Source organism: Flaviaestuariibacter amylovorans, assembly GCF_039541815.1.
In the GTDB taxonomy this organism is placed as follows: domain Bacteria; phylum Bacteroidota; class Bacteroidia; order Chitinophagales; family Chitinophagaceae; genus Flavisolibacter; species Flavisolibacter amylovorans.
On the sequence record NZ_BAABGY010000006.1, the window covers coordinates 21224 to 33857 of the forward strand.

Consider the following 12634-nt stretch of genomic DNA (forward strand, 5'->3'; position numbering starts at 1 on the left):
ATTGTATATGAACCTTCCTTCCTTCATAAAAAACACCCGCGGGGTGGCGCTGATGGCGCTTGTGGCGCTGGCCGCCTGCAACAAGCAGCCTGTAGGCCCCACCGGTCCCGACCCGTACAGCGCGTTCAACTACACCAACCTGGCAGCCGTGCGCGCGCTCTATAGCGGCGCCGACGCAGCGGTGCCCGCCAACACGAAAAAGATCCGCGCCACCGTTGTATCGAACCGTACCAACGAGGCGGCCGGCAACTACCGCATCCAGGACGAGAGCGGCCGCGGCATCAACCTGTTCCTCGGCACGGGCTTCACCGACACGGCGAAGCTGCGCCTCGGCTCGGTGGTGGACGTCAACATCAACGGCGGCACCGTGGGCAAGTTCAACGGCGACATGCAGATCCGCGGCCTCGACGCCACGGCCTTCTCCAAGATCGACTCCAACAAGGTGGTAACGCCCCGCGTGGCCACCGTGCGCCAGGTGATCGACTCTATCCAGGACTGGTCGTCGACCGTGGTGAAGATCGAGAACGTGACGATCGCCACGAGCGGCAACCCCAGCGCCACCGGCCAGAACTACAACATCACCGACGCCACCGGCACCATCGTGACCTTCGTACGCGCCACATCGGGCATCGTGTTGCCCACCGGCAACGCGCAGTCGTTCACGGGCTACGTTTCGATCTTCCAGTCGCAGACCACCGGCATCATTACCCCGCAGGTGATCGTGCGTACCCTTTCCGATGTGGTTCCCGGCGGCCCCGGCGCCAACGGCAACGGCTTTACGCTCGGCAACTCACCGGTGACCTTCGACTTCAACAACATCGGCAACGGCATGCTGCCGGCCGGCGTTTCGGTGCGCCTCGGCGCCCGCGGCGATACGGTGGGTGCTTCCGCCAACTTCAACAGCACCACCAACACCAGCCTCTGGAAGACCTTCACGGCCGGCTTCAAGAACTACGCTTCGGCCACGGGCCTCAACATGGGCACCGACTCCGCCACGCAGGTAGCGGCCACCAACCGCGCGCTCGGCGTGCGCCAGACCGGCACGCTCACCACGGGCGGCGACCCCGGCGCGGCCTTCGTGTTCCTGATCGCCAACACCACGGGTAAGAACAACCTGAAGATGGACTTCCAGCTGCAGTCGCTCGATACGGCTTCCAACGTGAACCGCACCACGACCTGGGTAGTGGACTATGCCCTCGGCGACAACCCGACGACCTTCACGGCCGTACCTGCAGCCAACATCACCGGCACGTTGACCACAGGCAACCGCGTGTTCAGCAACAATGCCATTTCGGTGACCTTCCCCGCCGCGGTCAGCAACCAGAACCAGAAGGTATGGGTGCGCATCGCCACGCTCGCGCCGAGCACCGGCTCCCAGAACCGCGGCACCGCTGCCATCGACGACGTCAAATTCACCTGGAACTAAAAACGAACCCGGACGTGCCGGCCCGCCGGTGCGAACGAAAACAACGCATATATGAATCGCATCTCCGTTAAGAACCTGATGGCCGCCGCCTATGTGCTCCTCCTGGGCACCGTGGTGCTGTCCTCCTGCAAGCGCACCTACGACGACCCGCCGCCCACCGGCGCCCCGGGCATCGTAGCCAACATCACCATCCGCGACCTGAAGGCGATGGACACGGCTCCCTACAGCGTCGTGCACATCACCCAGGACCTCGTGATCTCCGGCGTGGTGAACATGGACGACAAGAGCGGTAACTACTACCAGCAGATCTCGATGCAGGACTCCACCGGCGGCATCATCCTGCGCCTCGCCGGCTCCAACCTGAACACATCGTACCCGGTAGGCCGACAGCTTTTTGTGAAAGTGAAGGACCTCTACCTCGGCGAATACGGCGGCATGCTCCAGCTCGGTGGCGGCGCCGACTCGATCGAGGGCGGCGTGACCATGCTCTCCCCGGTGCTCCAGGACCGCCACATCATCAAGGGCGCGTTCAACCAGCCGATCCTTCCGAAGGTGGTGAGCGTCACCGACCTGACCACCAACCGCCAGGACCGCTACGCCAACACGCTGATCCAGCTCGTAGACTACCAGTTTGCCGCGGCGGATACAACGAAGGGGTATGCCGACATCGGCGCCGCCGGCAACCGCGTGGCCAACCAGAACTGCGCCACGGCCACCAACACGCGCATCACGGTGCGCACCAGCGACTTCTCCAATTTCGCCACGAGCCGCATCCCGAGCGGGCGCGGCACCCTGGCGGGCATCTACTCCTTCTTTGGCAGCACGAAGCAGCTGACGCTGCGCGATACCAACGACGTGCAGTTCAATAACCCGCGCTGCACCAGCGGCGGTACGGGCGGCGGCGGTGGCGGCACCAGCGCCCCGACCTTTACGCTCACCGGTACCTCGCCGTACACGATCAACTTCAACAACCTCGCTTCCGGTCTTCCGGCAGGCGTGCGTATCGGCAGCGCATCAACGGCAACGACCAACGATACGGGTACTGTCTTCAATCCCATCACCAATATCTGGTCAGGAACCGGCGGCGGCTGGAAGAACCTCGCCTCGGCCACGGGCGCCGGTATCACGCAGGGCTCCGACCTGGCCACCCAGGACGCCTCTTCGGACCGCGCGCTGGGCATCCGCCAGACGAGCACCATCGGCGACCCCGGGGCTACGCTGACCTTTATCCTCGCCAACACGACGGGCCGCAACAACCTGAAGCTCGAGTTCGGCATCCAGTCGCTCGATCCTTCGGTTACTCGCTCTACGGCCTGGACGGTGGAATATGCGCTGGGCGATTCGCCGACGTCGTGGACAGCTGTGACGCCGGCCAGCGGATCGACCACCACCGGCAACCTGAGCTGGGGCAACAGTAACGTGACGGTGAACCTGCCGGCAGCGGTAGCGAACCAAAGCGGCAAGGTCTGGATCCGCATCGTGGCCAAGACCGCTACCAGCGGCGGGGGCTCCCGACCGGTGACGGCTTTCGACAACATCAAATTCTCCTGGAGCTAATAAAACACCCTTTGGAATAAGCCGCCCCTAAAGCGGCTTATGCTTTTTTCTCAAAGCGCAGTTGTATAAAACGCCTATATGAAAAAACTTTACTTTTTTCTCTCTCTCCTTCTTACCAGCATCACCGGATACAGCCAGATCCTCCTAACCGAGCGCTTCGACTATCCCGCTCATGCGACGAATGGCCTGCATGCGCAGAGTGCCGGCGTATGGACATTGCTTAATACCGGTGACTCCATTCTTATCGAAACCGGTAGTCTCAACTATCCCGGCCTTGCTGCTTCCGTGGGCAACCGCGTGAAGTTCGATGCCGCAGGCTCTGATGCCTACACCGGCTTCACCGCGCAAACCAGCGGCTCGGTGTATGCGTCGTTCCTTCTTAATGTGACCGCGCTCACGGGCACACAAAGCACCACAAATGGTGGCTACTTTGCGGGCTTTATCCAGGCAGGTAGCACCACGAACTACGGCGCTACCGTGTGGCTCCGTGCCGCCGGTACCAATCAGTACCAGATTGGCATCAACACCCGGACCACCGCTTCGGCCACAAGCTGGCTTCCCACACTGTATAACCTGGGCACCACCAACCTGGTGGTGATTTCCTACGACATCAATGCGGCTACGGCCACCGACGACGTTGCCCGCATTTGGGTAAACCCGACTGCACTGGGCGGCGCTGCTCCTGCGGCAGATGCTACGGCAGTTCCCGGCACCGACCTCGGTACTTCGGGAGTAGGCCGCTTCCTGCTTCGCCAGAATGATGCGCTCGGCACTCCCTTCGTCGAGTTCGACGAACTCCGCGTTGGCCTTGATTACGCTTCCGTAACGCCTACCGGCACTACCGTTTCTCCGACCCTCACACTGACGGGTATCCCGGTACCGGATTTCGGGTCTGTCACTGTCGGAAGTACCTCTGCTTCTGCCACTGTCAACGTATCAGGCGCCAACCTTACCGGCGCACCCGGCACGATCACCGTTACCGCTTCATCCACCGATTTCCAGGTATCGAACGACAATACGAACTTTAGCGGCTCCACTACGATCGCGTTCTCTTCCGCTACACTGGCCGCAACTCCCGTATATGTACGGTTCAGCCCGCAAAGTGCCGGTAACAAAACGGGTACGGTGAACCTTTCAGGAGGCGGAGCCGTTTCCAGCTTCACCGTCTCCGGCACCGGCGCCGCTATCCCCGTACCTGCTGCCCCGGTTGCTACCCCAGCCACCGGCGTAACGTCGAACGGCTTCACCGCCAACTGGAACGGTGCGACCGGCGCTACCGGCTACCGCCTCGACGTGTACACGCAGGCTACCGGCACCATCACCGGCGGCCCCGTGGCCGTGTGGACGATGCCCGCCAGCAACACCTCGCCCAACTTCACTAACCGCTTCGCCGACGCCGGCACCACGATCAATATCGGTAACGACTCGCTCGTGGCGATGCTGGCCCCGGAGGCACCTGTCTACAGCACCCCTGCAGGCGTTTCGTCTACCCCCGGATCCGTCGGTTACTCCTCTGTGTCGACGCCGAACTGGCAGAACGGCCAGGACGCCAAGTACTGGGTGATCAACGTGAACACTACCGGCGTCACCAACCTGACGCTCTCTTCCGCGCAGGGTGGTTCCAATACTGGTCCGAAGAATTTCAAGGTGCAGTACAGCATCGGTTCCTCCGGTACCTGGACCGACGTAGCCGGCGGCACCGTCTCGATCCCGGCCGCAGCATCTGCCGGCAACCCCGCCACCTTCGGCGTGCTCACCAACCTCGCGCTCCCCGCAGCCGTGGAGAACCTTCCGCTCGTCTACATCCGCTGGATCATGACCGACAACGTGTCGGTGAACGGCAGCACGGTAGCATCGGGTGGCACGAGCCGCATTTCCGGCATCGAGGTGAAAGGCAACTATACCGGCAATGTCATCACTTATGTTCCGGGCTACCAGAACCTCTCCGTCGGTAACGTTACTTCCCACAACGTGACCGGCCTCAGCCCCAACACCACTTACTACTACGTAGTGCGCGCCGAGAATGCCGGCGGCACTTCGGCCAGCTCGAACGAGATCTCCGTGCTCACTTCGGGCGGCACGCCCACGCTGACTGCCGGCACGCTGGCTCCCTTCGGCAACGTCTGCGTCAGCGATACCTCGAATGGCGCTATTTCGGTACTGCTGACCGGGCAGAACCTCACTGCAGGTGCCATCACGGTGGGCCCGCTGGCAGGCTACCAGTTCGGCACCGGCGCCAACAACTACCAGCCGACCCTTACGTTCAACCAGCCCGGCGGCTCGCTCAGCCGGCCGATCTATGTGCAGTTCAAGCCCACGACGGTAGGTGCCTTCAACGGTTCCTTCCCCATCAGCGGCGGCGGTGCTTCGGCGATCAGTGTAGCCGTGAGCGGCCAGGGTGTGAATACCACGCCCACGGTTGTCACCGGCAGCGCCAGCGGGGTCACCACGACGGCAGCCACCCTGGCGGGTTCCTTTACCAGCCGCGGCTGCTCCAACGTAACTGCTTACGGGATCGTTTATAGCACGACGAACGGCTTTGCGCCCGCTACGGGTACCTCGGTGCCTGGTACCGGCTTTACCGGCAACAGCTGGACCGTCAACCTCAGCGGCCTCACACCGAACACCACCTATTATTATGTGGCCTATGCCACCAACGCGGGTGGAACCGCCTATGGCACGCAGCAGCAATTCACCACGAGCCTCAACCCGGGCATCAGCGCCAGCGCCCTCGGCTCCTTCGGCGATGTGTGTGCCAACACGGTGAGCGCGCCCCGTAGCTTCACCATCAGTGGCTCCAACCTCACCAACGCCGATGTAGTGGTAGGTCCGTTTGCGGGCTATACTTTTAGCACGACGACCGGCGGCACCTACACGGCCATCCTCAACATTCCCCAGACCGGCGGCACTTTCAGCCAGGAAGTGTTCGTGAAGTTCGCGCCCACCGCGGTACAGCCTTATAATGGCAACATCCCTGTTAATGGTGGTGGTATCGCCTCCGTCGTGAACGTACCGGTAACCGGTAACGGCGTCCGGATCGCACCCTCGGTCACGACCGGCGCGGCTTCCAACATTACGTCCACTTCGGCCACCATGTCGGGCACCATCACCGCCGCCGGCTGCGCTACCGTAACTGCCTATGGCTTTAAGGTGAGCACCGTCAACGGCTTTGATCCCACATCGGCGTCGCCGTCGGTAATCACGATGGGCGCCACCAACCTGTCCGGCAATAACTTCTCGGTGAACATGACGGGTCTTACGCCGAACACGACGTATTACTACGTGGCCTTCGCCAGCAACGACCCCAACGCCACCGGCTACGGCCAGCAACAGTCGTTCACCACGGCCAACCCGACGCTGAGCGCCACAGCCCTCACCGCCTTCGGCAACAGCTGCGTGAACACGACGACGAACGCAAACTCCTTCACGATCACCGGTACCAACCTCGTTGCCGGCGACATCACGGTAGGTCCGCTTGCCGGCTATAGCTTCAGCACGACGGCGAACGGTGCCTATACGGCTTCGCTCACGATCCCGCAGACGGGTGGCGCCTTTACGCAGGAAGTGTTCGTGAAGTTCACGCCCACTTCGGCGGCGGCCTTCATTGGTAACATCCCGGTAAGCGGCGGCTCGGCCACGGCCATCAACGTGGCTGCTTCGGGCACCGGTATCAATACCGCGGCGACGGTGACCGCAGGTACGGCTACCGCCGTCACCACTACAACGGCGACGATCCCCGGCACCATCACCAGCACCGGTTGCTCGGCGGTAACTGCCTACGGTGTGATCTACAGCACCGCCAGCGGCTTCAACCCCGCCGTGTCGGGCACCAACGTGGCCGGCGCCGGCCTCGCGGGCGGCAACTTCACAACGGCCCTCACCGGCCTCGCCGCAGGTACCCCGTATTACTACGTAACCTATGCCACCAACGCGGGCGGTACCACGTACAGCGCGCAGGGCACTTTCACCACCACTTCGAACGCCACCATCCCGGTAGCTCCGGTCGCCACCGCGGCTACGGCCATCACCGGAACGGGCTTTACTGCCAACTGGAACGCTGTAACGGGCGCTACGGGCTACTTCCTCGACGTATACACGATGGGCACCGGCACCGGTGGCAGCGTCGTGGCCGGATGGAACACCGATGTGAACACCGCTGCAGCAGCAACGGCCGACAGTGGGAATGTGAACAACAACGGCATCCAGCAACTGACTACGAATACCGGCGGAACGATCTCGTATCCTTCCGGCTACTCGGGCACGAGTGGTACACCCAACCCGTACTCGGTGAGCAGCAACGGTTGGAACGGTGGCGCGGGTACCAAATACTGGCAGGTCGACGTCAATACGACCGGTGCTACCAACCTCACCGTGAGCTCGAACCAGGGCGGATCCAACACCGGTCCGAAAGATTTCAAGATTCAATACCGCGTAGGCGCGGCCGGCACCTGGACGGATGTTCCCGGCGGCACTATCGTTATCCCGGCTGCAGCCGTAGTTCCGGGAACACCGGCTACCTGGGGCGTCGTTACCGACCTCCCGCTTCCCGCCGCAGTCGACAACCAGCCCCTCGTATCGCTCCGTTGGCTGATGACCTCCGAGACCAGCATCAACAACAGCACCGTAGCCTCCGGCGGTACCAGCCGTATTTCCGGTATCTATGTGAAATCTGCCACGGGCGGCGGCGGCCCGGTGCCGGTATATGTGACTGGCTACCAGAACCTCAACGTAGGCAACGTGACCACCTATGCGGTCACCGGCCTGCAGCCCAACACCCAGTATTACTACGTAGTGCGTGCCACCAACGCGGCCGGTACCTCGCCGAACTCCAACGAGATCCCCGTGACGACCGCGGTGGCCCCGAGCCTGACGGCAACGGCACTGGCGGCCTTTGGCAACCTGTGCCCGGGCAGCACCTCGTCGGCCGCGTCCTTCACGATCAACGGCGCCAACCTCACCAACGCCAACATCACCGTAGGCCCGCTTTCCGGCTTCGCCTTCAGCACGACCTCCGGCGGTACCTATACGCCCACGCTCACGCTCACGCAGGCCGGCGGCACCTTCAGCCAGCCCGTGTTCGTGCAGTTCACGCCCACGGCGGTTCAGTCGTACAACGGCAACATCCCCGTATCGGGTGCCGGCGCTACGGCCATCAACGTAGCTGCTTCGGGCGCCGGCGCCAACAACGCGCCCACGGTAACCACCGGCTCTGCCTCCGCCATCACGCACCTCGCAGCCACGCTGGGCGGCACCATCAGCAACCCCGGTTGCACCGCGGTGACTGCCTACGGCATCGAGTGGAGCACCACCAGCGGCTTCGCCAACGGCACCGGCACGCAGGCGGCCTCCACCAACCTCGCGGGCTCTTCGTTTACGGCTACGCTGAGCGGTCTTACGCCCAGCACGGTGTATTACTACAAGGCCTACGCCACCAATGCCAACGGCACGGGCTGGGGCGCGCAGCAATCGTTCACCACGGCCGCCGGCCCGGTGATCCTGCTCACGGCTACCCCGCTTGCAACGTTCGACAGCGTTTGCGTGGGTGCCGTGTCTGCTCCCCGCAGCTTTACGATCAACGGATCCAACCTCTCCACTGACCCGGTAACGGTAGGCCCGCTTGCCGGCTTCTCATTCAGCACCACGGCGGGTGGCGTTTACACGCCTTCGCTGTCGCTGGCCCAGCCGGGCGGCACGTACAGCCAGAACGTATTTGTACAATTTGCGCCCACGGCCGTGCAGTCGTACAACGGCAGTATCCCGGTAGTAGGCGGCGGCTCTCCCGCTACCTTCAGCCTCTTCACCAACGCCACTGGTAAGGTGGAAGGCCCGACTGTCGTCACGCTCGACTCGAGCGCCATTGGCATCGACCGCGTAACGGTAGCTGGTCGCATCGATACCTTCGGCTGTTCTGCGGTAACGGAGTATGGCATCGAATACAGCGGTATCCCTAACTTCCCCGGCGGCACGGGCACACGTGTAGTGGCGTCGAACCTTTCGGGCCGCACCTTCTCGGCCGACCTCACGGGTCTTGTCCCGGGCGCCACGTACTACTACCGCGCCTATGCCCGCAACGCCGGCTCCCTGGGCTTCGGTGCCGTGAAGAGCGTGACGCTGCCTGCCCTGCTGAGCGGCCTCCGCGTATTCCCGACACCTGCCACCGGCGGCCAGGAGCTGCGCGTTACGCTGAACAACGTCAGCGCCGGCTACCACGGCATCCGCGTGTTCAACAGCATCGGCGACGAGGTGTACCGTAAGGACCTGAACGTCCAGTCGAACTACATCAACGAGCGCATCGCCCTCCCGGCCTCGCTGGCCTCCGGCGTGTACTTCATACGCGTGGTCAGCAACACGGAAGTGAATGCCACGACGCGCATCTTCGTTCGGTAAGTCAGTGTTGGTCAAAAACGATAGAGGCCGCTCCGAAAGGAGCGGCCTTTTTGTTGAATACCGAATTTCGAAGAAGGAATATCGAATGTTGAACGGGGCATCCGGGAGGAAAGGAGTAGCCCCAGACTTTAAAAGATCATTCGTTGCGCGACCACCTGAAAAAGATCATCCAACATGAAGAAGACCCTGCTTTCGGCAGGGTCTTCATTTCGATATTCATCATTCCTTCTTCCAACGCCCTGGTCGGGATGCAGGCCAACGCGCTGCATTCGATATTGCTGTTCCAGGGATACGCCTATGTGGATGCCTCCTTACCGGGGCGAGACGCCTATGAATGCGTCTTTACGGGTTATTCCGACGCTTTCACGTCGACTACCCGCAGCTGCAGCGTCTTCTCGCCGTTCCATTCGTTGATGTCCAGCTTATAGACCACGTCCACGGGCTTGTTGTTCTCGAGGAGGGGCATCTTGTCGGCCATGCCGAAGCCAATGCCCGAGAAGGTGACGCCATCCTGGCGGAGCGAGAAGCGGAGGTGCTTTTCCTTCACGATCTTGCTGTAGCCGGTGTTGCGCACGCCGCGCGAGATGAAGGTGGGGCGCAGGTTGTCGGGGCCGAAGGGCTCCATCTGTGCCAGGATGTTGTAGAAGCTCTGGGTGATGTCGCGGAAGTTCAGCTCGATATCGATCACGATCTCCGGCACGAGCAGGTCGGGGTGGATCGACTCCTGTACCACGGCCTCGAAGCGCTGGCAGAAGGCATCCACGTTGTCGGGGTGCAGCGTCATGCCTGCAGCGTAGAAATGGCCGCCATAGCCGAGGAGCAGGTCCTTGCACTGGTGGATGGCCTCGTACACATTGAAGCCTGTCACGCTGCGCGCAGAGCCCGCCACCACGTCGCCGCTCTGGGTAAGCACGATGGTGGGGCGGTAGTAGTGCTCGATGAGCCTGGAGGCCACGATGCCCACGACGCCCTTGTGCCAATGGGGCTGGTAGAGTACGGTGCTGAGGCGGTTGAGGAGCGTTTCGTCGCCTTCGATAAGTGCGAGGGCTTCTTCCGTAATACTACTGTCGGCAAGCTTGCGTTCGGAGTTGTCGGTCTGCAGCTGCTCGGCCCATTCCATGGCGGCTTCTGCCGTTTCTGCGAGGAACAGCTGCACCGCCTTGCGCGCGTCGTCCATACGGCCGGCGGCGTTCACCCGCGGGGCGATCATGAACACGAGGTTGTTGATCTCCAGCTTCGTTTGCAGGCCGCTCATGGTGCTGAGTGCCCTGATGCCGTTGTTGGGCTCGCGGTTGGCCTTCTCGAGCCCGCAGTAGGCCAGGATCCGGTTCTCGCCGCTCATCGACACGATGTCGGCGGCGATGGCCGTGGCCAGGAGGTCAAGGTATTGCCAGGCCTCGGTCATCGGCAGGCGCATCCGCTCGGTAAGGGCGCAAATGAGCTTGAAGCCGACGCCGCAGCCGCACAGCTCCTTGAACGGGTAGGGGCAGTCCTTTTGCTTCGGATTGAGGATGGCGACGGCCTCCGGGAGCACCTCGTCGGGGAGGTGGTGGTCGCATACGATGAAGTCGATCCCGAGGCTTTTGGCGTAGGCGATAAGGGCCACCGACTTGATGCCGCAGTCGAGCGCGATGATCAGCGTGAACCCATTGGCATGGGCGTAATCAATACCGGCGCGGCTGACGCCGTAGCCCTCCTTGTAGCGGTGCGGGATGTAGAAGTCCAGCCGGTCGTAATGGCGCGAGAGAAAATGGTACATGCAGGCCACGCTGGTGGTGCCGTCGACGTCGTAGTCGCCGAACACGAGTATTTTCTCTTCGCGGTTGAAGGCTTCCAGCACCCGGTCCACCGCCTTGTCCATATCCTTCAGGAGCCAAGGGCTGTGGAGTTGCTCGAGGGTGGGGCGGAAGAAGGCTTTCGCGCCCTCGTAGGTATCGATGCCGCGCTGCACGAGGATGTGGCACAGGGCGGGGTGAATGCGCAGCTGCTGAAAAAGGGACTGTGCCCGCTCCTTCTCGGAAAAGGCCATCCGCCAGCGTTTTGACGAAAGGGGACGCGTTTTTGATTCCATTAGTACCTCCGGTCGGTTACGTAATTTACCAGTTCTGAAAAGCCCGTCCGAATGGGCGAGTCGGGGAAAGTGGCCAGCAGGTCGAGCGCTTCGCGCTTGTAGCGCTGCATGACCTCCTGGGTGTAGCGGATGCCATTGTGCTGCTGCACGGCATCGAGCACGTATTGTACTTTCCGGCGGTCCTTGTTGTCGTTTTTAATGATGTGGATCAGCTTACGGCGCGTGGCGGCGTCCGTATTATTGAGGGTGTAAATCAGGGGTAAGGTAAGCTTTTTTTCCTTGATATCATTGCCCGTGGGCTTGCCTACGTCGTCGGCTGCGTAGTCGAAGAGGTCGTCCTTGATCTGGAAGGCGATGCCTACTTTCTCGCCGAAGGCAGCCATGCGGCCGGTCAGCTCCTCGTCGCCCGAGGCGGAGAAGGCGCCCGCGGCGCAGGCGGCGGAGAGGAGGGAGGCCGTCTTGCCGGAAATGATCTCGAAATAGACCGATTCGTCCATGTTGAGGGTCCGCGATTTCTCAAGCTGGAGCAGCTCTCCTTCCGACATCTGGCGCACCGCGCCGGAGAGGATCTGCAGGATGCGGAAGTCGGAGTTGTCGAGGGAAAGGAGCAGGCCCTTGGCCAGCAGGTAATCGCCCACCAGCACGGAAATCTTGTTTTTCCAAAGGGCGTAGACTGAGAAAAAGCCTCTACGTTCGAGGGCATCGTCCACGACGTCGTCGTGCACCAGGGTGGCGGTATGAAGTAGTTCTACAAGCGAAGCGGCGCGGTAGGTAGACTCGTTGACGGTGCCGCAAAGCTTGGCCGAGAGGAACACGAACATGGGGCGGAGCTGCTTGCCCTTGCGCTTCACGATATAGCGCGTAATGCGGTCCAGCATGGCCACCTGGCTGCTCGCCGCCTCCTTGAACTTCTGCTCAAAGATCCGCAATTCCTCCTCGATAAGATTAACAGGTAGCCGCATTCGTAAATTGGCCGGAAAGGTACAAAGGCGTTGATTAATAATTGCTATGGTATGGGAATTGCAGCCGAGCCGGACAAATCATTACCGTACCTATTTAACTGAAAAAAATACAAAAGTTTGGTTTTTGTACTCCAAGTTTTATTTTTGCCGGTAATTAGGACTTAGTTTTCAAAATTTAATAAACAGTTATGGCAAGCAAAAAGTACTCTTTTCTGACAGGCTCTTTATGTC

General features: G+C 61.5%; 5 protein-coding genes. 3 read left to right on the top strand and 2 right to left on the bottom strand.

Annotated elements, in window-relative coordinates:
- Positions 1-7 precede the first annotated feature (7 nt).
- From ABD937_RS06455 to ABD937_RS06465, 3 genes are all read left to right on the top strand, one after another.
- Complete coding sequence (locus tag ABD937_RS06455) at positions 8-1426, top strand: DUF5689 domain-containing protein (RefSeq protein WP_345254399.1); 1419 nt, start codon at positions 8-10, stop codon at positions 1424-1426.
- A 51-nt stretch (positions 1427-1477) separates the two neighbouring features.
- Entirely contained in the window at positions 1478-2983 is a 1506-nt protein-coding gene (locus ABD937_RS06460; RefSeq protein ID WP_345254401.1) for a DUF5689 domain-containing protein, read from the top strand.
- A gap of 78 nt (positions 2984-3061) precedes the next feature.
- The gene (locus ABD937_RS06465) at positions 3062-9370 is read left to right on the top strand and encodes a T9SS type A sorting domain-containing protein (RefSeq protein ID WP_345254402.1); all 6309 of its coding nucleotides are present in this window, start codon (positions 3062-3064) and stop codon (positions 9368-9370) included.
- A 349-nt stretch (positions 9371-9719) separates the two neighbouring features.
- On the opposite strand, the gene recJ is transcribed toward ABD937_RS06465, so the two are convergent.
- Positions 9720-11399 (bottom strand): single-stranded-DNA-specific exonuclease RecJ, encoded by a 1680-nt coding sequence (gene recJ, locus ABD937_RS06470; protein WP_345254404.1) that lies wholly within the window; start codon positions 11397-11399, stop codon positions 9720-9722.
- A 41-nt stretch (positions 11400-11440) separates the two neighbouring features.
- On the bottom strand, positions 11441-12403 hold the full coding sequence (locus ABD937_RS06475; protein ID WP_345254406.1) for a polyprenyl synthetase family protein: 963 nt from the start codon (positions 12401-12403) through the stop codon (positions 11441-11443).
- Positions 12404-12634: the final 231 nt, after the last annotated feature.

Bases quoted from the DNA above. Each gene is read 5' to 3' on its own strand.
- recJ (WP_345254404.1), bottom strand. From the start codon at position 11,399: ATGGCCTTTTCCGAGAAGGAGCGGGCACAGTCCCTTTTTCAGCAGCTG.
- ABD937_RS06460 (WP_345254401.1), top strand. From the start codon at position 1,478: ATGAATCGCATCTCCGTTAAGAACCTGATGGCCGCCGCCTATGTGCTC.
- ABD937_RS06475 (WP_345254406.1), bottom strand. From the start codon at position 12,403: ATGCGGCTACCTGTTAATCTTATCGAGGAGGAATTGCGGATCTTTGAG.
- ABD937_RS06455 (WP_345254399.1), top strand. From the start codon at position 8: ATGAACCTTCCTTCCTTCATAAAAAACACCCGCGGGGTGGCGCTGATG.
- ABD937_RS06465 (WP_345254402.1), top strand. From the start codon at position 3,062: ATGAAAAAACTTTACTTTTTTCTCTCTCTCCTTCTTACCAGCATCACC.